Source organism: Acinetobacter thutiue (assembly GCF_030385805.1).
In the GTDB taxonomy this organism is placed as follows: Bacteria; Pseudomonadota; Gammaproteobacteria; order Pseudomonadales; family Moraxellaceae; genus Acinetobacter; species Acinetobacter corruptisaponis.
The window spans coordinates 526,350-548,528 of record NZ_JAUDZE010000001.1 but is presented as its reverse complement, the minus strand read 5'-3'; the positions used below and the strand labels follow the sequence as shown (position 1 = coordinate 548,528).

27 protein-coding genes and 1 riboswitch are annotated in these 22,179 nt (G+C 40.5%); of the genes, 14 read left to right on the top strand and 13 right to left on the bottom strand.

What is annotated here, in order from left to right; all coding sequences use genetic code 11:
* Positions 1-132 precede the first annotated feature (132 nt).
* The 3 genes from recR to QTA56_RS02585 all read right to left on the bottom strand — a co-directional run bounded on the left by recR (position 133) and on the right by QTA56_RS02585 (position 2,325).
* The gene (gene recR, locus QTA56_RS02595) at positions 133-729 is read right to left on the bottom strand and encodes a recombination mediator RecR (RefSeq protein ID WP_004677443.1); all 597 of its coding nucleotides are present in this window, start codon (positions 727-729) and stop codon (positions 133-135) included.
* Positions 730-796: 67 nt separating this feature from the next.
* Positions 797-1,126: a YbaB/EbfC family nucleoid-associated protein gene (locus QTA56_RS02590; protein WP_004677441.1), complete on the bottom strand. Its 330-nt coding sequence runs from the start codon at positions 1,124-1,126 to the stop codon at positions 797-799.
* Between the two features lie 11 nt (positions 1,127-1,137).
* Positions 1,138-2,325: an O-succinylhomoserine sulfhydrylase gene (locus QTA56_RS02585; RefSeq protein ID WP_267979401.1), complete on the bottom strand. Its 1,188-nt coding sequence runs from the start codon at positions 2,323-2,325 to the stop codon at positions 1,138-1,140.
* 135 nt (positions 2,326-2,460) lie between these two features.
* Here QTA56_RS02585 and QTA56_RS02580 point away from each other — a divergent pair, with 135 nt between their 5' ends.
* The 3 genes from QTA56_RS02580 (at position 2,461) to QTA56_RS02570 (ending at position 5,713) form a co-directional block, all read left to right on the top strand.
* On the top strand, positions 2,461-3,546 hold the full coding sequence (locus QTA56_RS02580; RefSeq protein WP_267979400.1) for an alpha/beta fold hydrolase: 1,086 nt from the start codon (positions 2,461-2,463) through the stop codon (positions 3,544-3,546).
* Between the two features lie 3 nt (positions 3,547-3,549).
* A complete protein-coding gene (locus tag QTA56_RS02575) occupies positions 3,550-4,422 on the top strand; it encodes an NAD(P)-dependent oxidoreductase (RefSeq protein WP_267979399.1) in 873 nt (290 codons plus the stop codon).
* 343 nt (positions 4,423-4,765) lie between these two features.
* Positions 4,766-5,713 (top strand): metal-dependent hydrolase, encoded by a 948-nt coding sequence (locus QTA56_RS02570; RefSeq protein WP_267979398.1) that lies wholly within the window; start codon positions 4,766-4,768, stop codon positions 5,711-5,713.
* Positions 5,714-5,816: 103 nt separating this feature from the next.
* Here the strand turns inward: QTA56_RS02570 and QTA56_RS02565 are convergent, their stop codons facing one another.
* From QTA56_RS02565 to QTA56_RS02550, 4 genes are all read right to left on the bottom strand, one after another.
* Positions 5,817-6,017: a hypothetical protein gene (locus QTA56_RS02565; RefSeq protein WP_267979397.1), complete on the bottom strand. Its 201-nt coding sequence runs from the start codon at positions 6,015-6,017 to the stop codon at positions 5,817-5,819.
* A gap of 88 nt (positions 6,018-6,105) precedes the next feature.
* Positions 6,106-6,309: a hypothetical protein gene (locus tag QTA56_RS02560; protein ID WP_267979396.1), complete on the bottom strand. Its 204-nt coding sequence runs from the start codon at positions 6,307-6,309 to the stop codon at positions 6,106-6,108.
* A gap of 70 nt (positions 6,310-6,379) precedes the next feature.
* On the bottom strand, positions 6,380-6,574 hold the full coding sequence (locus QTA56_RS02555) for a hypothetical protein (RefSeq protein WP_267979395.1): 195 nt from the start codon (positions 6,572-6,574) through the stop codon (positions 6,380-6,382).
* A gap of 63 nt (positions 6,575-6,637) precedes the next feature.
* Positions 6,638-6,898: a hypothetical protein gene (locus tag QTA56_RS02550; RefSeq protein ID WP_267979394.1), complete on the bottom strand. Its 261-nt coding sequence runs from the start codon at positions 6,896-6,898 to the stop codon at positions 6,638-6,640.
* A 265-nt stretch (positions 6,899-7,163) separates the two neighbouring features.
* On the opposite strand from QTA56_RS02550, the gene QTA56_RS02545 reads away from it, so the two are divergent.
* From QTA56_RS02545 to QTA56_RS02535, 3 genes are all read left to right on the top strand, one after another.
* Positions 7,164-7,433, top strand: coding sequence for a YARHG domain-containing protein (locus tag QTA56_RS02545; RefSeq protein ID WP_267979393.1), 270 nt, complete (start codon positions 7,164-7,166; stop codon positions 7,431-7,433).
* A gap of 86 nt (positions 7,434-7,519) precedes the next feature.
* Positions 7,520-7,933 (top strand): HIT family protein, encoded by a 414-nt coding sequence (locus tag QTA56_RS02540; protein WP_267979392.1) that lies wholly within the window; start codon positions 7,520-7,522, stop codon positions 7,931-7,933.
* Between the two features lie 252 nt (positions 7,934-8,185).
* Positions 8,186-9,298: a porin gene (locus tag QTA56_RS02535; RefSeq protein ID WP_267979391.1), complete on the top strand. Its 1,113-nt coding sequence runs from the start codon at positions 8,186-8,188 to the stop codon at positions 9,296-9,298.
* Positions 9,299-9,358: 60 nt separating this feature from the next.
* Here QTA56_RS02535 and QTA56_RS02530 read toward each other — a convergent pair whose 3' ends face one another.
* Together QTA56_RS02530 and QTA56_RS02525 are read right to left on the bottom strand one after the other, a co-directional pair.
* The gene (locus QTA56_RS02530) at positions 9,359-9,982 is read right to left on the bottom strand and encodes a YidB family protein (RefSeq protein ID WP_267979390.1); all 624 of its coding nucleotides are present in this window, start codon (positions 9,980-9,982) and stop codon (positions 9,359-9,361) included.
* Positions 9,983-10,148: 166 nt separating this feature from the next.
* Positions 10,149-10,610: a DUF6231 family protein gene (locus QTA56_RS02525; RefSeq protein WP_267979389.1), complete on the bottom strand. Its 462-nt coding sequence runs from the start codon at positions 10,608-10,610 to the stop codon at positions 10,149-10,151.
* Positions 10,611-10,640: 30 nt separating this feature from the next.
* Here QTA56_RS02525 and QTA56_RS02520 point away from each other — a divergent pair, with 30 nt between their 5' ends.
* On the top strand, positions 10,641-11,510 hold the full coding sequence (locus QTA56_RS02520) for a DUF2797 domain-containing protein (protein WP_267980024.1): 870 nt from the start codon (positions 10,641-10,643) through the stop codon (positions 11,508-11,510).
* Between the two features lie 28 nt (positions 11,511-11,538).
* Here QTA56_RS02520 and lpxB read toward each other — a convergent pair whose 3' ends face one another.
* Entirely contained in the window at positions 11,539-12,723 is a 1,185-nt protein-coding gene (lpxB, locus tag QTA56_RS02515; RefSeq protein WP_267979388.1) for a lipid-A-disaccharide synthase, read from the bottom strand.
* Between the two features lie 248 nt (positions 12,724-12,971).
* Here lpxB and QTA56_RS02510 point away from each other — a divergent pair, with 248 nt between their 5' ends.
* The 5 genes from QTA56_RS02510 to QTA56_RS02490 all read left to right on the top strand — a co-directional run bounded on the left by QTA56_RS02510 (position 12,972) and on the right by QTA56_RS02490 (position 17,409).
* Complete coding sequence (locus tag QTA56_RS02510; RefSeq protein ID WP_267979387.1) at positions 12,972-13,265, top strand: hypothetical protein; 294 nt, start codon at positions 12,972-12,974, stop codon at positions 13,263-13,265.
* Positions 13,266-13,267: 2 nt separating this feature from the next.
* Positions 13,268-14,824: a PepSY-associated TM helix domain-containing protein gene (locus QTA56_RS02505; protein ID WP_267979386.1), complete on the top strand. Its 1,557-nt coding sequence runs from the start codon at positions 13,268-13,270 to the stop codon at positions 14,822-14,824.
* Positions 14,821-15,111, top strand: a complete 291-nt coding sequence (locus tag QTA56_RS02500; protein WP_267979385.1) for a DUF1634 domain-containing protein — start codon at positions 14,821-14,823, stop codon at positions 15,109-15,111. Before QTA56_RS02505 ends, QTA56_RS02500 begins: the two co-directional genes overlap by 4 nt.
* 201 nt (positions 15,112-15,312) lie before the next feature.
* Positions 15,313-16,200, top strand: coding sequence for a sulfite exporter TauE/SafE family protein (locus QTA56_RS02495; RefSeq protein WP_267979384.1), 888 nt, complete (start codon positions 15,313-15,315; stop codon positions 16,198-16,200).
* A 117-nt stretch (positions 16,201-16,317) separates the two neighbouring features.
* A complete protein-coding gene (locus QTA56_RS02490) occupies positions 16,318-17,409 on the top strand; it encodes a 3-deoxy-7-phosphoheptulonate synthase (protein WP_267979383.1) in 1,092 nt (363 codons plus the stop codon).
* 54 nt (positions 17,410-17,463) lie between these two features.
* On the opposite strand, the gene ppa is transcribed toward QTA56_RS02490, so the two are convergent.
* Positions 17,464-17,994 carry an inorganic diphosphatase gene (gene ppa / locus QTA56_RS02485; protein ID WP_267979382.1) on the bottom strand — a complete coding sequence of 177 codons (531 nt, stop codon included), beginning with the start codon at positions 17,992-17,994 and terminating at the stop codon, positions 17,464-17,466.
* Positions 17,987-18,319 carry a DUF190 domain-containing protein gene (locus QTA56_RS02480; protein WP_267979381.1) on the bottom strand — a complete coding sequence of 111 codons (333 nt, stop codon included), beginning with the start codon at positions 18,317-18,319 and terminating at the stop codon, positions 17,987-17,989. Before QTA56_RS02480 ends, ppa begins: the two co-directional genes overlap by 8 nt.
* A gap of 60 nt (positions 18,320-18,379) precedes the next feature.
* Positions 18,380-18,462: riboswitch (Fluoride riboswitch) on the bottom strand.
* Between the two features lie 204 nt (positions 18,463-18,666).
* Here QTA56_RS02480 and QTA56_RS02475 point away from each other — a divergent pair.
* Positions 18,667-19,167 carry a hypothetical protein gene (locus QTA56_RS02475; RefSeq protein WP_267979380.1) on the top strand — a complete coding sequence of 167 codons (501 nt, stop codon included), beginning with the start codon at positions 18,667-18,669 and terminating at the stop codon, positions 19,165-19,167.
* Between the two features lie 76 nt (positions 19,168-19,243).
* On the top strand, positions 19,244-21,355 hold the full coding sequence (locus QTA56_RS02470) for a TonB-dependent receptor (RefSeq protein WP_267979379.1): 2,112 nt from the start codon (positions 19,244-19,246) through the stop codon (positions 21,353-21,355).
* Between the two features lie 128 nt (positions 21,356-21,483).
* Here QTA56_RS02470 and QTA56_RS02465 read toward each other — a convergent pair whose 3' ends face one another.
* Complete coding sequence (locus tag QTA56_RS02465; protein ID WP_267979378.1) at positions 21,484-22,176, bottom strand: GntR family transcriptional regulator; 693 nt, start codon at positions 22,174-22,176, stop codon at positions 21,484-21,486.
* Positions 22,177-22,179 lie beyond the last annotated feature (3 nt).

Sequence of the window (22,179 nt, the reverse complement as noted above, 5' to 3'; positions counted from 1 at the left end):
TTCGCCTGCCAATAGTGCCACAAATTACAGCAAATATATCAACGATAATGTTAGACAAAATGTAAAACTTAATTATTTGTTTAAATTAACAGCATGAATTTAAAATAGATAAAATAATAATGGATAAACATCCTATTTCATCTTCATGCGGTTGTGTACAGCCTGGCTGAGTGTATGGCTATCCACATACTCAAGTTCACCACCCTGTGGTACACCTTGAGCAATTCGGGTCATGTGAATTGGCAAATGTTTAGTTGCCTCAACCAGATAATGCGCCGTTGCCTGCCCCTCAACTGTCGCATTGGTGGCAAGAATCACCTCTTCAATTTTCCCCTCACTTAGGCGTTGAACCAGATAGGGAATTCCAATTTCCTCAGGGCCTATCCCATCCAATGGTGACAAATGTCCACCGAGCACATGGTATTTACCACGAAAACTGCCGCTTTGTTCAATTGCCATCACATCCGCAGGCGATTCCACCACACAGAGAAGTTGTTCATCACGCTCCACAGAGGCACAAATGTCACAAATTTCGTTTTCAGTTAAGGAATGACAAATACGGCACTCATGGATATGGCTTGATGCCTCATGTAAGGCGTGCGATAAAGCGAATGCACCTTCACGGTTTTTCATCAGCAAATGCAATGCCATACGTTGTGCTGATTTTGGACCAACACTGGGTAAGATACGTAATGCCTGAACCAATTGTTCAAATCGTTCACTAAACACAAATAAACTCGATTGTTTTAGAAAAGCTTCTCCAGTCTTTTATAAAAAGACTGGAGAGTTTCTTGAATTAGAATAAACCAGATAAACCTGGTGGCAAGCCCATACCTGAGTTGGCACCTTGAAGCTTTTCTTCAGAAATCACTTCGGCCTGACGTACCGCATCATTAATTGCAGCGGCGATCAAGTCTTCAATCATGTCCGCTTCGTCCTGTAACAGCTCTGGGCTGATTTCGATACGCTTTACAACATTGCGGCAGGTCATGGTCACTTTAACCAAACCACCGCCCGCCTCAGCGTGAACTTCGGTTTTTGCAAGCTCTTCTTTGGCTTTTTTAATATTGGATTCCATATCCTTTTGCATGCGCTGGGCTTGCTGCATAAGCATATTAATGTTCATAAGTCTCTCTCTTAAATTAAATCTAAACCGCGTGATAAGTCGCGAATAATATCATTAATATCTTCCAAGCCAACAGAGACACGAATTAATCCTTCTTCAATCCCTGCGGCTTGTTTGGCTTCGGCAGACATTCTACCATGCGAGGTGGTTGCTGGATGGGTAATTGTTGATTTTACATCGCCCAGATTACTGGTAATCGATAGGAAACGCGTATTGTCAATCACCGTCCATGCGCCTTGACGCTCACCTCTTACAACAAATGAAACCACACCACCAAAACCCTTTTGCTGTTTTTTAGCAAGCTCGTGCCCTGGATGGTCAGGCAGCCCTGCGTAATACACTTTTTCAACCTTGTCATGTTGATGCAGCCATTCCGCCAGTTTTTGTGCACTTTCACAATGCGCTTTCATACGGATACTGAGTGTTTCCAAGCCCTTGAGGAAAATCCATGCATTGAATGGACTCATTGAATTACCTAGGGTACGCACAACGCCGTTAATTTCTTCAACTAAATCATTCTTGCCAACAACAGCACCACCTAAAGCCCGTCCCTGGCCATCAATATATTTGGTTGCTGAATAAAGAACCAAATCGGCACCAAACTTAATCGGCTGCTGTAACACAGGCGTACAGAAACAGTTATCCACTGCAAATAAAGCACCATGCGCGTGGGCAATATCTGCAATTGCCTGCATATCGCCCACCTGAGCCAGTGGGTTGGACGGCGTTTCAATAAACAATAGTCGTGTATTTGGACGAATTGCCTGTTTCCATCCCTCAAGATCACCCAAATCAACAAAAGTAACTTCAACAGCAAATTTGGCAACGTACTTTTCAAATAAGGCAATGATTGAACCAAAAACGGCGCGTGAACAAATCACATGATCGCCCGCTTTTAAATACGCCATACACATGGCATGTACTGCTGCCATTCCTGAACTGGTTGCAACTGCACGCTCTGCGCCATCCAGAACAGCCAAACGTTTTTCAAAAGCCTGTACGGTTGGATTGGTATAGCGTGAATAGGTATTACCCGCAATTTGTCCAGAGAATTTTGCAGCGGCATCAGCTGCACTTTCGCAAACAAACGATGAGGTTAAAAAGATAGGTTCACTATGTTCACCCTCAAAGGTACGATCATGCCCTGTGCGAATCGCCAGAGTGTCGAGTTGATATTCTAAATCATCGCTTGGATTCATGGTTTTGTATGCCTTATGATCATCATGCTTCAATATGCCAACATTTTGAGCGCCTAAGGTATTTAAGGTCAAGGCGTAAGATGAAATTATCGCTTAGACTTCATGCAATCTTGACTCATGATGAGACTTTCAAAGATGAAATCGCTTGTGGAACAACAAAAAATAAACTTTAAACATTTAGCCATGCGTGTGTTTGACGCAGATCGGCTGGTGCTGTCTCAATCAACCCCCTATCAAGTGATTGCCGAGTTTAAACAAACCCGTGTTCGTTTTTACGCCTCAGAAAACAAACGTTATAAAGAGCCGCTGGTCTTTGTTGCTCCGCTTGCGATCAATATGGATATTTATGACCTATATCCATATCGCTCTTTAGTCAAACATTTCCAGGACAGTGGTTTTGATGTGTACCTGATTGACTGGGGTAAACTGACCTATAAAAACTATCAGGTTAACTTTTTATCCTTTATTGATAAATTTATTCCAAAATGCATTGAAGCGATTCAACAACATTCTAAATCTGAAAAAATTTCTCTACATGGCTGGAGTATGGCAGGTATTTTCGTAACGCTTTACACAGCCCGCCATCCATCTAATCCAGTTAAAAACCTGGTCGTACTCGGTAGCCCAATTGACAGTTATGCTTCAGGCTATATTGGTAAGCTATACAAAACACTGGCTTATATCACGACACGCAACCCAACCATTAAGCACTATATCTACAACCGTTTACCAAAGCTGATGATTCATTCACCAGGCTTCTTAAACTCTTTAGGATTTAAACTACTCGATCCTAAAGGCTGGATTGATGGCAATATCCAGCTACTCAAAAATCTGGATAATCTCAAGCTGGTTCAGGAAGATGCCACCCTGAGCCATTTTCTGAATAATATGATCGACTATCCAGGCGGTATCAATCAGGACATGCTGTTTAATGTATGGCTACAAAATCCATTGAAGCATGGCGCAATCAAACTCAAAAATAAGACCATTGAACTTAAGAACATCAATTGTTCTTTATTGGTAGGTGCTGGTAAAGGTGACCAACTGGTTACATCTGATGCCGCTTTTCCACTGACCCAGTTGACAAGCAGTCAGGATGTCACGTTTACTTTAATCCCTGGCGGGCACTTAGGTTTAATGTCCAGTCAAAACAGTTCTATTGAGTTCTGGCCAACACTGACAAACTGGTTAGCCGAACGATCAACTTCTATCAAAAGGTAAACTATGAGTCAATCTGTTGCATTTATTGGTTTAGGCGCTATGGGCTATCGTATGGCAGCCCATCTACCAAAGCATTTCGAGAAAGTTTATGTCTGGAATCGAAACTTTAGTAAGGCTGAACAGCATGCAGCAGAATATGGAACTATAGCGGTTGAACTGGCTCAGGCAGTACAGGCAGATGTTATCTTTTCGTGCCTGCCAACAAGTGCAGATGTTGAGGCCTTGATTGATGGTGTTGAGATTAAAACAGGTGCAATCTGGATTGACTGTACCAGTGGTGTGCCAGAGACGGCCCGCCATCTGGCCGAAAAGCTAAAAGTACGGAACGTGGATTTTCTCGATGCACCTGTGAGTGGACAAACCATTGGTGCAGAGAATGCGACTTTAACCGTAATGGTAGGTGGCGATGTTCATGCGTTTGAACGTGCATATCTTGCAATGGCAGCCGTTGGAAAATTGATTCAGCATGTCGGTGATTCAGGTGCAGGCTTTGCAGTAAAAGCCATCAACAATATGTTGCTTGCCGTCAATTTATGGTCAGTTGCCGAAGGATTTACCACATTAAAGGCGCATGGTGTCAATCTAGATGCAGCACTCAATTGTATTAATGCTTCCAGTGGCAAAAGCCTTGTGACGGAAAATATCTTCCCTCAACGTGTATTGAGTCGTGAATTTCCATGCACCTTTGCCTTGCCCTTATTGGCAAAAGATACAGGGATTGCCTTAGACTTAGTACATGATGCAAAGCTTCCAGCCCCTATACTTGCCTTGACCCAAAGCTTGATTCAGGCTGCAAGTTTAACTGCCGAAGCGAATAGTGATTTCTCCGCAGCAGTTAAAATGTATGAATCATGGAGTAAAATTACGCTGGAATAGGATTATTTTTTAAAAACAATTGGTTGCGTTGTTTTTAAATTTGAGTGAATTTGACATTTGCCCTATATGATTTTGGGAAAATGGTCCTTTTCAATCAAAAAATCATGATTTGGAGGGAGGTGCAAACATTCCCTCACTTGACCTAAGGCCTAGGAAAATTTTAAGAAATACGGTGCTATGGCGGAAAGGTTTATGAAGAATGTTAGAAAGACTAATATAGACTTCTTATCTTTAAAACCATTTTATAGAGAATTTTGTCCTATAAGCACATGGTGATCTATTTTACTCAATGCTAAAAATTATCTATTCAATTTAATTAGTAATTTCGCATTGGGTGGCATATATGATCACAGAACATCATCAAATCAAAGCAAGAAAAGTATATTTCGATTTTTCTGAGTCTTCGGTATGTTGGATGCCGAATGATCCTCTGTGTTCACATATCGCCAATGGCATCAATATGCTTTTGCCAGCAGGTGAATTCTGGTTCTGCCGAGTATTCAATAAAGCCGTTCCTTATATTACAGATGAGAAATTAAAAGAAGAGGTTATTGGTTTTGTCCGTCAAGAAGCTGCCCATGCCCGTGCACATGAGAAAGCACAAGATTTTCTAAGGGAAAATGGCTACGATATACAAGACCCATTAAACCGTGCGCATCTTATTTTTAATGTCCTGTTGGGTGATAAACCTTTGGGTATTCCTTTTCTCAAAGGTGAAAAACTTGAGGAATATTGGCTGTTGTTCCGAGTAGGTGTAATTGCTGCCATTGAGCACTTTACAGGTACGATTGGACAATGGACACTTGATAGCAAGTCATGGGATACAGCAGATCCTGCAATGACTGATTTATTCCGTTGGCATCTTGCTGAAGAAGTTGAACATCGTTGTGTGGCGTATGACCTATTTGAACATCTGTTAACAAACAAACTTGGTTTTTATATTTCTCGCCAAGTCATTATGATAGCAATTTTCCCACTGTTTATTTATTTCCTTGCAGATTTCGCACGTAGTCTGGGTAAACAGGACTTAGAACATCAGGACATTCAGAAATTAATGCGTCGTGGATTTTTCACTTTTATTCGTGAATTTGAAAAAACTGCAACAAAAACAGATAACTTGCCAACCATTAAATACTTATGGAAAGCCACTTTACGTTGGGTGTCTCCAAAGTTTAATCCGATTCATGAGGGTGATACGGAACAGGCTTTGGCCTATATGGCCCGCTCACCAGCAGTACAGTACTTTGAACAAATAGCACAAGACAGTCCAAAGGCGGCTGTATTAAGTTAATGCCGCAAAAAATTATGCGAATTTTCTTAAACCTATTGTAGATAATTAACTTCTTAATTATTTTGACTTATTAAAAAAGCCCGCTTAATAAAGCGGGCCTTATTTATTCCTCAATCTCTATTGGATCACCATCTTCTGGGCGAATGTGTCGTTCACCATCATCCGCTGGGTCAACACTAGAACCGTCTTTGGTAATGCTATTATATAACTTATCCTCTTTCTTATCATCAATGAATTCCTCATCTTCAAAGTCTAGCGGTTCATCATCATCTTCAAAATTTAAAGGCTTATTCTCATCAATCATGTCGTTCTATCCCTTATTTAAGTTATGTCATTTCATGCTTAAATAATTGGCAGATACATTCAACAGTGAACATTCATCATTTATGTAATTATTTGAATGATTCTATTAATAAATTGACCAGCCTAGACGCTTCTTCCTCATTACCCTTGTTTACCACGTATGAACCATGACCGCTTGCTGTGGTAACCGTATCAATCGTTATCTTCACATTGCCATCTGGTGAAGTAAAAGTAGAAACCGCCACAATGTGATGCGTATTCAAATAATTTTCAGAATCAATTTTGACTAACATACTTATCTCCTTAATTATTGGAGAAATATATATCACAAGGATGTGTAACGCTTCGTGAGAGCGCTGTCATTCATTTGTTTCTCATTTGCCTTTCACGCCTATAAAGTCCCAATACCGATTTTCGCACATTGATTTCTTCTTCAGAGAAAGGCAGATGCAAAATCAACTCGGCACTAGTCAGGGAACTATTTTCAATCAGAAAACAGTCTTGGTCTGTAGTCCAGTTTGAAATGGGAAATTCAGGTTTTAAGCGGGTTCTTTTCATTCCCGCATTCTAATATATTTTGGGCAATTAAAAAGTCTACCTTTCAAGAAACTTTAGGTTGAATCACTTACTCATTCTATTGGTACAGTAATTATATTTTTCTTCTTTATTTTCGATTCCCACCGTATGAATACACGAACAAAATAGAAGTACCTTGCCATGTTCAATGGTGCTTGGTACATTTACCCCATAACACTTGCTATCAATCTCCCCTAGCCTGTACGCCATAATCCATTTACCTGAGTAAAAGGGATACCCCAACCCACCAACGACAATGGCGATAAGGATAAAAATAGGAAAGTTGTTTTTAATATATTTCAGCATCTTTAGATTCTTGGCAAGAAAAGCCCACCATCATGATAAGCCTTGAATATTAATTGATTAGCTTACATTTTGATTACAGTTAAGGTATAAATATTACCTGTCTTGCATAAGATCAAGTTTAAAAAAGCTTATTAGATATTCCAATACACTATTGAATTTTCATTAATACGCCTTATATTAGTACTAACGTTGCGACCAAAAGCATGCAGAATCTTTTATTCTACAAGACTTTTGGTTTATACCTTTTAAATTAGAGGATCACCTCATGAAGAAGTTTACAGTTGCGGTTTTTGCTGGATTAATAACCCTTACAGGGTTTAGTGTTCAAGCCGCAGCACCAGAACAAGAATGTAAAAAGTTGCAGGATGACTATAACCTCATTTATGCGTCTAAGGGTTTCTGTTTCAAGGATGCAGATGCCAAAGCCAAGTACGGCAATGAAAACTGCCATACCACCAAGCCAAAGTTTTCTGACAAAGAGCAACAACGTCTAGATGAGATTAAAGCTCGTCAAAAAGAGCTGGACTGTAAATAGAAACTGATTATTAGATTTTGTCCTCTCCTTTTTATTTTTTAGGAGAGGAAACTTGAATTATTCATATCCATATTAAGGGACTCATCATGGCTTACGATGACCAAAATATTTTTGCCCGAATTCTTCGTGGCGAATTGCCTGCGATTAAAATTTATGAAGATGATCAGGTTCTTGCCTTTATGGATATCATGCCCCAGGCAGATGGTCACGCTTTAGTGATTCCAAAGACTCCCGCAGTGACATTGTTAGACCTCCCTGCCGATGCAGCCGCCTACACCATCCAGATCGTTCAAAAGATTGCCCGTGCGATTGAGTCAGCACTGGATGTTAAAGGTATTGTACTCATGCAACTTTCTGGCGAAGCTGCTGGTCAAACTGTGCCGCATGTGCATTTCCATTTGATTCCAAGCTCAATTCATCATCTAGGCCGACACGCGGCTCAAATGGGTGATCAGGAAAAGATTAAGGCGATGGCTGAAAAGATTAAGGCTGCCCTGTAACTGATAATTTTTTCGTAAACGGAGTTGTTACTCCGTTTTTTATTTTATAACTATTTAATAATAAATGAGAAATAGAATTATTACTAAATATAAACCGTCATCAAATTGTCATTTTTCTTTCACTTCTCTGTCACACAGTTTGCCGATACTGCATACAAGTCAGTGAGCTGTGTAACTTTTTGTACATAAGCAAGCTTATAACAGTAACTAAGGCAACTGCCATTTACAAAAAAGTGTTTTGGAGAAATCTCAATGAAAAAATTGCTTCTTGCTGCTACTGTAGCAACTTTAGCCATGAATGCAGCGCAAGCAGCACCAACATTGTATGGTAAGCTCAATGTGACTTTGGATCAAATTGATAAAAATGGCTTTAAAGACGAAAGCGTAACTAAAGTAAATTCTAACGCTTCGCGTATTGGTGTAAAGGGTGAAGAGAAACTTACTGATAGCCTTTCAGCAGTTTATTTAGCAGAATGGGGTGTTTCAACTGATGGCGCTGGTTCTGATGCTGACTGGGGTATGCGTAACCGCTTTGTTGGTATCAAATCTGATGGGATTGCCACTTTAAAAATCGGTCAGTTTGATTCTTACTTAAAAACTGCTGCGGGCAACAACCAGGATATCTTTAACGATCACACTGAACTGGATATGACCAAGGTTCTTGCTGGTGAAGATCGTTTAAGCAACGTCATTGGTTTTGAAACTGATAAAAAATTACTGGGTGGATTAGCATTTAACATTATGTTCCAGCAAGGCGAACAAAATGAAAATGCAACAACCAAAGATCCTGTGACTGGTAAAGATGTCACTATACCTTTAACCAATGCTGCAGTTGGTCAAAAAGGTAGCCGCAATGGTTTTGGTGATGGTATCTCGACCTCGATCACTTATGAAAATAAAGATTTTGGTTTAGCGGCAGCAGTTGCGGGTAACTTTGCAGTTGCATCAAAGTATAACGCTTATAGCTTATCTGGTGTTTATACTGACGCAATTCGTGTAACTGGTTCACTAGACTTAAAACCAGCAGGCCTTGATGGTTTGGTACTTGGTGGGTTATGGCAAACTGCTCAACCAACAGATGATACTGTGACTGGTTTTAAAGGCTTAAAAGAAAATGCTTTTGGTGTAACGGGTGCTTATGCAATTCCATCAACACCAATTAAGTTAAAAGCAGAATATATCTCTGCTAAAACTGAAGTTGATGGTAAAGAAGACCGTAAAAACGATTTGTATGGTGTAGGTGCGGATTACCAAATCAATAAGCAAGCGCGTTTTTATGGTGTAGTAGGACAGCAAAAAATCGATTGGCAGAAAGATAACGACAAAAAAACCACAATCGGTTTAGGCATGGAATATAACTTCTAATTTGAAGTTCAGTTCTAAATAAAAAACAAAAGGGCGATATGCCCTTTTGTTTTATCCATTTTATTTCTTTAAGAAACCACTGACCAAGTTTAAAACTTGTTGAATATCATTGTTGGCTTCCTGTGGATTGGTATTTCCACCTTGTGGTGTTAAGGAATCAATCACTTGGGGCAAGACTGAAGCAATTGCACCATAAATGGCTGATTTAGGTGTTTGAGTTTGCTGGGCAACCTGCTCCACGTCTTGGTCATCAAATAGGCTTTGAATATTTTGCGCTGGAATATCCTGTGCATTTTGCTGTTGTGGATCGACCCAGCTTTGCACCTGGTTTGCCAAACCTGCATTTTTCAGTTTATCCAGTGCACCCTGCAAACCGCCCTGTTTTTGAATCCATGCAAGAATTAAAGGCAAAACGGCGATTAACAAGGTTTGTGCTGTGTTGCCACCTGCCGCATTACTTTGTGTTGAAGTATTGCCACCACCGCCTAATTGACCTAGCACAGAACCAAGAATTCCACCTAGACCACCTTGTTGCTGGTTTTGGGTATTTTGTTGCTGTTGTCCACCAAGCTGTCCCAATACCGAACCTAAAATTCCGCCTAAACCACCACCCTGACCTGATTGCTGCTGACCGCCTAAAGCCTGTTTTGCTAAAATTTCAACAATGTTGGTTAAATCTGTCATGACTTATATGTTCCTTTTGGAATTATTTATCCAAAAAGAATACGCTGCTTTGAATACACAAAACAAAATTGAATTGTTAAATTTTGCAAGAGCTTGCGATAAATCTCTATTCAATCTTGCCTGTTGAATGGTTGAAGTTCCACAGAAATTAAAACATTGCTGAGATTTACCAGCGGAATTTATTCCAGTTTTCAGGATTGGCCCAGAACTTGGAGTTAAACCAGTCTGGTACATGCTTATAGGTCAAAATATTAAACTGCCATAAAGCAAAATTACTATCATGTGTGGTCTTGTCAATGAGCTGGGTAAAACCCAGCGACCGCAACAGCTTTTCATCATCTAGTTTACTGACCACAACAATTCGTTTTGCCATGAGGTCACGCAGCTTCACCAATAACTGCGCCTTTTGTGTTTCATTGATGTCCTGCATCTCTTCAGTATCAAATAATACAAAACCTAAATCATAACGCTGTGTAAATGGCAGACTTAAAAAGTCAGTTACGTTAAAATACTGCCATTGAATTGAAGCATGATGGTCAATGTTCTGACCAATACACAGTGCGGTCGCAATGGGCTGTTCCTTAGATAAATCGTCTAGCATCGAAGTGATGACATTTTGTCCAGCCATAAGCCACCTAAGTTGAAAAGAGAGAGGATGATGGAACTACAAGGCATTTGCCATAAAATGCACGCAGCGCTCAAGACGCATAGTGTACCCGATCAGGCAATCCACAAGGCAAATGTTGAATATAAATTTATATTGGATCGTTCAGAAATCGACCTACCCTTTGTTTTAGGGCAAGAGTTGGAGATTGAATGGACAGGTAATATTTTCTGTACCTCATGCGGTGCCAAAACCCCAAAGTCATATTCACAGGGTCATTGTTTTAAATGTTTTAAAACCAAGGCGGAATGTGATTTGTGCATTATGAAACCCGAAACCTGCCATTACCATCTGGGTACATGCCGTGAGGATGAATTTGCACATAGTGTGTGTTTCCAGCCACATATCGTTTATTTAGCCAATTCAAGCGCCTTAAAAATCGGGATTACCCGTATTGTGAATATGCCCACCCGTTGGCTGGACCAAGGCGCAACGCAGGCACTTCCTATCCTGAAAGTGGGCTCACGCCGTTTGTCTGGACATTTGGAAACCTTGTTTGGCACACAGATTGCCGATAAGACTGACTGGCGTAAATTGCTTAAAGGTGAAGCTGAACCTTTAAACCTAATTGAACAGCGCGACCAGATTCTTGAGGAGTTTGCCCCTAAAATTCAAACAATTCGTGATGAATTTAGCCAAAATCTTGAGTTTAATGAAAATCTGGAATTTTTGGAAAATGAATTGCCTAGGGAATTTATTTATCCAGTTGAGCAATATCCAGAAAAGATTAAATCGTTGAATCTGGACAAAACACCCACAATTCGTGGTGTCTTGCAGGGAATTAAAGGTCAGTATTTATTACTTGATATTGGGGTGATCAATATCCGTAAATATACGGGTTATGAATTAATCCTACGTGCGTAAATAAAAAGGTGGCATTTAAGCCACCTTTTTATACTTCTTCTGTTTTTAAGCAACTCAAAATTGCCTGTACTGGGTCTTCCGTATTTCCTGAGATTAACTGTTTATGCATACTCAGGTGTTGCATCATTTGAATATGCGCCGTTTCGTGATTCATCAATCGTTCAATTTCTGCTGCCAAATGCTGTGGTGTGGCATCTGCCTGAATCAGTTCCTCAATCACTTTTTTGCCTGCGATAATATTCGGCAATGAATAATAAGGAATTTTGACCAGGAACTTGGCAATAATATAAGTCAGCCAGTTCAGTTTATAGAACGTCACCATTGGACGATGCAACAACATGGCCTCAAGCGTCGCCGTACCAGAGGCAAGTGCCACAATGTCGCTGGCATTCATCACCATACGACCAATTTTGGATTCTGCATCAGTATCTTCCAGAATATGGATTTTTACCTTTAGATCGGTATCCAGATTCTGAATCCCTTGCTCAATCTGCTGCTTACGTGCGTCATTAATTGCAGGGATTAAAAACTCAAGATCAGGATATTTCTTATGCAAAATTTCGGCTGTACTGATTAATAAAGGCAGTAAACGCTCGATTTCACCCCGACGGCTACCTGGGAGCAAGGCAATATGGGTTTTATGGGCAGACAGTCCAAGCTGATGCTTTGCTTCGGTAATTGGGTTTTTTAAGGGCAATTGCTTTGCCAATGGATGCCCGACAAATGCCGCAGGAACATCATAGTTTTGATAAAAGGTTTTTTCAAAAGGAAATAAACACAATACCAAGTCAATACTGCGTTTAATACCATGTACCCTCCCTTGCCGCCATGCCCAGACAGATGGGCTGACATACTGAACGGTTTTAATGGGTAGATTGTTTTCCTTGATGGTTTTGGATAAACGTAAATTAAAATCAGGTGCATCAATGCCAATAAAAATATCGACTGGATGTTCAGTCCAGCGCTCAACCAGACCATCGCGGACTGCAAATAATTTTTTCAGGTCCTTTAATACTTCAACAATCCCCATGACGGATAGAATTTCCATTGGGTAATAACTATGGAAACCCTCGGCAATCATTTGTGGACCACCGATCCCTTCAAATTCAGCGTCAATTCCTTGTTCGCGAAAACTACGCATAAGCTTTACCCCTAGAGTGTCTCCAGAGACTTCACCCACAACAATGCCAATTTTTAGTTTTTGCTTTAACAAGACCTACGCCCCTTGCCAGTATTTAAAAGTATTCTAACAAAATGATTTTACACCGAATCATAAAAAATCATGTAATTTGTTGATGTGCAGTAAAAATTGCTTCTCATCTAAGATAGCATTAAATAATCCTAATACCATCTGGATTTGCGATAAAGGAACAATTGCTTGAACTTTACTTAAATAATATTATTAACAATAATCATTTTCATCTTTTATTTCTTCTCTTCTTAGTGTTTTTATGACTATTTATGGCTAAATCCACCACCCCAACTTTTGTCTATCGACTCAGTATTTTTTATCGTTTTGCTTTCACGTTCATATTGGGTTATGTCTGTATGGTGTATTTAAGCCTATGTCTAGGCACTTTATTTACCCACTTTATGGATAAAGCGGAAAGCATTTACCTTGCGGCATTTATTTCCATCCTGTTTTACCTAGTTTTTATCATTATCAGTTTTTGTTCACATTCATTGGTGAAACTCACATTGGTTAGTCTGATTTTAGCAGGCGCATTATTTGGCTTATCTGTAGGTTTAAATTAAAAATGCAAAATAAAGGCGTTCGTCAATCAATGGCATGGTTACATGCCTGGACAGGCTTAATTTTTGGATGGTTGTTGTTTGCCATTTTCCTGACAGGAACCAGTGCCTACTACCGACACCACATTAATCTATGGATGCAACCACAGCTTGCTCAGTACCAAGTCAATCAGGAAACTGCGATCCATACAGCAACAGAATATTTAGAAAAACATGCTGCCAATGCAAAGTCGTGGTATCTGAACATTGCCAACCATGAAGAACCTGTCAATCAAATGTATTGGGAAAAAGCGGATGATGGTTATGAAAGTCGTACACTGGATGCAAATACAGGACAGGAACTCAAGTTATCAGCCACTCAGGGTGGAGATTTTTTCTACAGCTTTCATTATCAGCTTTATGGTATTCCCTATCTGGTGGGGCGACTGATTGTCTGCTTTGCTGCCTTTATCATGCTGATTGCATTGGTTTCAGGCATTATCACCCATAAAAAAATTATCACTGATTTCTTTACCCTCAGAACCTTTAAATCACAGCGCTCATGGCTGGATTTTCATAATGTTTCCTCTGTGCTGGCATTACCGTTTTTCCTGACCATTACTTTTACAGGTTTGGCGATTTTCTTCTACCTATACCTACCATGGGGAATGAAGAAGTTATATCCAGACAATTCTTTTCAGTTCTTCACTGAAATCAGGACGGTGAGTCAAACACCAAATAACACTACACCACCAAGTAAAGCGAATATGCTGCCTATCGACACATTGTTGCAGCAAGTGAAGCAACAATGGGGAGATCAGGCTTTAGCTTCAATCGAGGTGAAAAACCCGAATACTGATCAGGCCATCATTACATTTAAGCAGCTTGAAGACCGTTCCATTACCTTAAATCAGGCAGAGATTAGCTTTGATGGAACGGGTAAAATTCTAGGCAATACCAGAAACAATAGCGCCGTCGCCACCCTCCATTCAGGCGTGTATGGCTTGCATATGGCAACCTTTGCACAGCCTGCACTTCGATTTGCTTTTTTCTGTTCGGGTATTTTGGGCTGTTTAATGATTGCCTCAGGTTTGCTGCTATGGAGCTTAAAACGTCAAATCCAGAATAAATCGGATCAGTTCCATGTTGGATATTATCTGGTTGACCGTTTAAATGTTGCCGCATTGATTGGATTGCCAATCGCAATGTTAAGTTATCTGTTGGCAAACCGATTGGTGCATATTACCGAAGCTACGCCAAACTATGAAATTTATACATTTTTCACGGTTTGGGGCTTAAGCTTTATCATTGCACTATTCACTAAAAAACAATATTTATGGAAATCCCAAATTGTTGTGTTTGGATTACTTGCACTTGCCATACCTTTATATGACCTGATTTATTTGATCAATCATCAACTGATCTCAGATATGAAAAATTATTGGGTATTCTTGAGAGTCGATTTATTCCTGATTGTTTGCGCGATATTTGCAGTGTTTATCTTTAGAAATATCCAGCCGATTCAGACAAAGTCCGTGCACAAAATTAAAGCCAAGCTGGCAAAAAATGAGGTGAAAGTATGATCATTTTTAGCCTTTTACTCATACTTATGGGCATGCTCATTTTATATAAATGCAGCGCCAAACAAATCACCAAAGCCAAGCCAACACAACAACAGTTTTTAAATCGTTTTAGAACACAGCTCAGACTTGCTGCATTTTTATGCTTCCTGCTTGCTGGTAGTTTGCTGTGCTTCAAATATGGCAGTTCAATTGGATTTATCAGTTGGTGGATTTTCGCCACCCCTATCACTTTTTTACTGGTTTTATGGGTGAATGATGTCACCAAACAACCGCAGAAAAAATCATAGCTGGTTCATTTGGAAACATCATCAACAACCGTCTATTTTAAGCAAGAAACCCAATAAAAATATTGGAATGTTCAAATAAAGCTAAAGCATTTTTAAAATTCTTTAGCTTTTTTTTGCATAAGTAAATCACTATTCATCACAACGAGTTATCTAAAAAAAGCATAAGATATGCGAGTTTTAGCATAATTAGGCATATTGTTGATGTTTGGTCCTATTGAGTTCATTTTAGCTGGTGTTTTAGTTGGCTTCTGTGTGGGAATTACAGGTGTTGGTGGAGGTTCATTGATGACCCCTATCCTTATCAGTTTATTTAAAATTGAACCCCATATCGCAATTGGTACAGATTTACTTTATGCCTCAATCTCAAAATTCTGTGGTTCAGTTGTTCACGCCAAAAAGCTGAATATTGTATGGCCAATCGTGCTGTGGCTTGCATTGGGAAGTATTCCCGCTTCTTTTGCAACCTCCTGGATGCTGGAGCATTACTTAAGCCAGTCAACACACTATAAAGCTGTATTAACCATGGTTTTGGGTTTTATGTTGACCTTAACAGGGATTTCAATTGTCTTCCGTGCCCAAATTGAGAAACTGTTTGATCGTTTCCGTAACCGTGAACAGGCCAATATGGAAAGCGAGCAGCACGCGCTACAACATAAACGTCATTACATCCTGATTATGGGCGTGGTGTTAGGTATTTTTGTGACCCTATCCTCTGTAGGCGCGGGTGCTTTCGGTATCATGGCCTTGGTGATTATGTTCCCGAACTTACCCATGATTCGTATTATTGGTTCAGACGTGGTTCATGCCGTATTGCTGACCGCAGTTGCTGGTTTAAGCCATATGTCTTCTGGAAATGTCGATTTCACCCTGTTGATGTGGTTACTTGTCGGTTCTATTCCAGCCATTATTATCGGTACTTTAATCAGCTCGCATATGCCTGAAAGACTAATTCGTAGAATTCTGGGTATTACCTTGTTTGCCCTGGGGGTGAACTTTATTATCAACCCTGTGAAAGCCAAGCCAAAACCAGTTGAAACCCATCAGGCGGTGGTGATCCAGCAGCCTAGTTCAGCAACAAGCCCTGTTTAAAACCCAATTGCCGATTGATTCTGCACAAATCATGCGATTCGCTAGTTAATCAATCGGCTTTTCATGCTATATTCGTAGACAAAATAACCTCTTCTTTCGATTGAATTTGTGACAGCAATGAATACTCTACAGCCAAATCCAGTTTCCCAGCCAGATATCAATGACGTTAATATTAAAAGCATTCAAACCTTAATTACTCCAGCGGAACTCAAAACCGACCTGCCTTTGTCTGACATCGCCTCTCAAACGGTACTGCAAGGTCGTGAAACTGTACGTAATATTTTAGATGGTAAAGACAAACGTCTGTTCGTGGTAATTGGCCCTTGCTCCATCCATGACCCAAAAGCAGCGCATGAATATGCTGACCGTTTAAAAGAACTGAGTGAAAAGGTCAAAGATACTTTATATCTGGTGATGCGTGTTTATTTTGAGAAACCACGTACTACTGTGGGCTGGAAAGGCCTGATCAATGACCCTGACATGAATGATTCATTCAATATTGAAAAGGGTTTGCATATTGGCCGTCAACTGTTGCTTGATATTAATGAAAAAGGGCTACCATGTGCTACTGAGGCGCTTGACCCGAACTCACCACAATATTATCAGGACCTGATTTCATGGTCTGCGATTGGCGCACGTACCACTGAAAGCCAGACGCATCGTGAAATGTCTTCAGGTTTGTCTTCTCCAGTTGGCTTTAAGAACGGTACAGACGGCGGCTTGACTGTTGCAACCAACGCAATGCAGTCGGTTAAGCATGGTCATAGCTTCCTGGGCCTAAATGAAAATGGCCAGGTTGCGATTATCAATACCAAAGGCAACCCTTATGCCCATGTGGTATTACGTGGCGGTAATGGCAAACCGAACTATGATGCAACTTCCGTTGCCGAAGCTGAGGCTGCTTTGGCAAAAGCAAAAGTCAGCAACAAGATTATGATTGACACCAGTCATGCCAACTCAAACAAAGACCCGTACCTGCAACCTTTGGTTTTAAAGAACATCACGGAGCAAATTCTGGATGGCAATAAGTCAATCGTGGGAATCATGGTGGAAAGTCATTTAAAAGGTGGTCGTCAGGATATTCCTGAAAACCTGTGTGACCTTGTATATGGTCAATCTGTGACAGATGGCTGTATCGACTGGGATACCACTGAAAAAGCCCTGCTGGAAATGGATGCGGCATTAAAAGAGGCCTTGGCAAATCGCTAAGACTGCTTAAGTCAAAAGAAAAGCCCATAATTTTTATGGGCCTTTCTTTATCCATTATTCTTCATGTGCTGGATAAGCCTGTACCGATTTTATAATCTCATCCCTTGCTTTCTGGGCATTCTCCCAGCCTATAAACTTAACCCATTTACCCTGTTCCAAATCCTTATAATGTTCAAAAAAGTGCTGGATTCGGGCTAGAATCAGCGGATGAATATCATCAATATCCTTGATATGGTCATATAAGGGTGAGGTTTTACTGTGTGGAACGGCAATAATTTTTGCGTCCATACCATGCTCATCTTCCATATACATTACACCAACTGGGCGGCTACGAATCACTGAACCTGCCACCACAGGATAAGGCGCAAGTACCAACACATCCAGCGGATCGCCATCTTCACTCAAGGTTTGTGGAATATAGCCATAGTTCGCAGGATACGACATTGCCGTACTTAGAAAACGGTCAACGAATAAAGCATTGTATTCTTTATTCATTTCATATTTTACGGGTGCATTGTTTTCTGGGATTTCAATCAGGCTATAAAAATCATCAGGAATATTCAAGCCAGCAGCCATATTAGTCATTGTTGTTCCCCTTGTTGCCTACACTGCCAAATTCAATTGATGTTTTGCTATAAAAGATTGAAATGTTTTCTTGGGAAAGTGTTGCGAACAAAGACTGTTCCTGCTCAATATCCACGATAAATTCAATTTGTACTGGACGATCAGCCAGTTCAAAAAAATGGGCTGAGTGAGGTTTGCCTTGACGGTCAAAACTCTGGATACCGTTGTTTACGGTTGCGCCTTTTAATCCTATTGTTTTGGCTACTTCAAGTAACCATTCATAAAGGGGTTTTCCTTTATAATTCTCATTTTCTTCAAGATAAAACTTGAGTAGATAACCTTTCATACGCATCTCCAAAAATAGAATGCGTAAACCTACGCACCCTATTTATTGCTATAAACTTAGGGTAACGTAGGCATCATCAGCCACCAATGACTGTCAATCATGGGGCAGTTTGTAAAAGGAAGAATGCCATTTCCTTATCTGAACAGATTTATCATATTCCTATCAAAGGCAGTTTGCAATTGAGTGTTTAGCATTGCAATCAAAGTCATTCATTCAAAAATCAATATACAAATAAGGCATATATAACTGAGATATGCTTTCAGTAAAACGTATCCAATATGTTTTGTACTGTCATATTTTTTTAACTATACTGCTGCCACATTTCCCCTACGACCTATATCGCTGATATGAAGTCCAGTTTTCGTCAACACTTGCTCAAGTGGCGTGCCTCTCTCGGTGCGATCACTTTGCTTTGTTTACTCTGGCATATCTTGTTACCCACGATGGTACATACAGGGGTCGTACCCGCACTTTATGCAATGCCAAGTCATTGTCAGGTCACGGAAATTCAGAATAGCTTGATGGGTTCAGAGTCACATTCTGGTCATCATCAGCACACTATGAATGAAATGCATCAGCAGCATTTACACGTGGCTGAACATCATCCGCTCAGCAAATATGCTAAGGAGGTTTTTGCCCTTGCCAGTCAAATCATGAAGCATTGTCCTTTATGTACGCATGGACTGGATGCGGCTGTGATTGTGCCCCTGATTGCACTGGTTTTGCTATTTGTACTGGGCTGGTTTAGTCGTATACGATGCCTATGCCATGTGTGGACAGAAGATCTGCACATTCCACGCCTCTTTTATATTTTTCCCATCAAGCAGGCCCCACCACTTGCCCTATAAACCGCAATTTTTTATACAACGTATCCAGTGAAGCACTGCGGTACAGCCTTGTTTATTGCTTTTTATAGAGTTGAATATGAATACTCAATTTCGTTTGTCAGTATTAACGGCGGCATGTCTTTCGGTGAGCTATAGTGCGGGGACATGGGCAGATACTTCATCTAAGGATGAGACCAAAACCCTCGCCACAATTGTGGTCACCGCCAGCCGTGATGGTGAATCCATCAACAATACCCCCGCTGCCATCAGTAAAATAAGCAATCAGACCATTGACGATAAGCACGCCACCTTTATTGGTCAACTCGTCAATCAAACGCCTGGCGTTTTAATGAATGATCTGGGTAATGAACAGCACATGATGTCCATTCGCCAGCCGATGACCACGGCGGCGGTTTATCAATATCTGGAAGATGGGATTTCGATTCGTCCTGTTGGCGTGTTTAACCACAACGCACTTTATGAAGTGAATTTGGCAGGCATTGATAATATTGAAATCCTGCGTGGCCCAGCAAGTAGTCTATATGGCAGTAATGCGATTGGGGGAACGATCAACTTTTTGACCAAAGCACCGAGTTTAAATCCAACGGCAGATTTGGGTCTCAGCGCAAGTTCAGAGGGATACCGCCGCGTAGATCTTGGCGCATCCAATACCTTTGATACAGAGTTAGGTGAACAGGGATTAAGACTGTCTGCTTATGCAACTGATCGTGGTGATAGCTGGCAGGACCATGCGGAAAGTAACAAGCAAAGTGTCACGTTACGACATGACTGGCATATTTCCGATGCAACCCAAGTCAAGAATATTGTCAGCTATAACCACTTAAAAGCGGATATGACAGGCAGCTTAAATTTAGATGACTACAACAGACGGCCAGGTTATAGCTATCAAACATTTACCTACCGTGAAGTTAACGCAACGCGGCTTTCATCTCAATTAAGTCATCATTGGAATGATCAGCAACAAAGTCAGATGATGGTGTATTATCGCGATAATACCACCGAGCAAAATCCAAGTTATAACATCCGTACCGATGTGAAAAATGGTAAACCAACTGGAACCTATAGCGGACAAACCACCTACAACGCCTTTCAATCTTATGGTTTAAATGTACAACATTCAGCCAATCTGGATCAGGTTAAACTGACCGTGGGTGCAATGGCGGATCATTCTCCAAATCAAGCCAAAACCAATGATATTGAAGTATTCCGTGACCCAGAAACGCTGGTTTATACAGGTTATCAGCAACGTCAATTGCTGCGTGACTTCAATGTTGATGTCAATAATCAGGCGATTTACACACAGGCGAATTGGCTGGCTCTACCGAATCTAAATCTGGTCGGTGGTGCGCGCTATGACTGGATTGCTTATGACTATGACAACCAATTAACACCATCAAAAGTGACAGGTGCACCTGACGAGAAACGTAGTTTCCATAAAGCCAGTCCACAACTGGGTTTCGTCTGGAACATCACACCAGAAATGGATATTTATAGTAATTGGTCTCAGGGTTTTGTTCCACCCGAAGTCAGTAGTTTATATGGTGCAAATTTGGTTACGCCTAATCTAAAAGAAGCAACATTTAACAATGTCGATGCTGGTTTACGTTTTAAATTATTAGATGATCGTCTTGATGGTGAAATTACCCTGTATCGTTTACAAGGCAAAGATGAGCTGATCAGTTATACCAAAGTTGACAATACCCGCGAGCCACGTAATGCAGGAAAAACACGACACCAAGGCATTGAAATTGGTGGGACATGGAAAATCAATCAGGTTTATGACCAGCGTTTAAAACTGTCTGGCAGTTTGGCAAAACATGAATATAGAGAATTTGAGCCATCCACTATTCTCGACTATAGTGGCAATGCCATGCCAAGTGCCCCAAAAACATTTGGTACAGTTGAATACCAGATCAAGCCCATTCCTGAACTGTTACTTTCAGTTGAGGGTGTGTATGTGGGTTCTTACTGGATCAATGATGCCAATACTGAAAAGTATAATGGACATACTGTTCTCAACTTGCGCGCCAATTATCATCGCAATACTTATGAAGTCTATGGACAAATTCTTAATGCGGCAGATGTACATTATGCTGAAAGTACCTCTTTTAGCAACAATCAGGTAGGTTATACTCCTGCTGCACCGCGTACCTATTTAATGGGTTTGCGTTATCATTTTGGTCAATAGTAAATAAAATCTCTATCTTTACCTCTCCCTGCCTCTCTCCTAAAAAGGAGAGGGAATTCACGAATTCTATAGGGGGTTGAATTTTCGTATGTTTACCTCTTTTTATAAAAGATGAGGAATATATTCCCTTAGTAAAACTGACTAGAATCCAGCATTTGCAGGGTGATTTTTTTCACTTCATCACGGCTTTGCATGATATGGCTTTCTATCGCAATTAAAGCCTGATCAACCTGACGCTCAAAAATAAAACCCAATATTTTTTGATGTTCCTGATAGGTTGCCTCTACCCGATATTGCTTGGAAAAATCCAGACGGCGAATAATACGAATTCTTTCGCTTAAATCTCGATGAATTCGTGCCATTTCATTATTACCCGCAGCCCTGACCAAAGCACAGTGAAAATCTTCATCCTGCTGTGATAATTGTTTAATATCTTTTAAATATTGATTTGGTTCAATCATCCATAAATCTTTTAAAACCGATAATTCAACTGAATTTTGATGATCAATTTGGCAAAGTTTTCGGATTGAATCTTTTTCCAACACGATGCGGATATCGTACAGTTCTTCGTAGTAGCGAAAATTAAGCGGTCGAATCTGCCAACCGCTGCGAAAACTGACATCCACATAGCCCTCTTGTTGCAAACGATAGAGTGCCTGTCGGATTGGGGTACGACTGACATCATAAGCCTTTGCCACTTCGGACTCGGTAAAACGTTCACCTGGCATCAACTTGAAATCAAAAATATCATTCTTGATGCGCTGGTAAACCAGCTCAGACAAATTGTCTGAGCCTTTTGTTGTTATTTTTGTTTCTTTCATGCC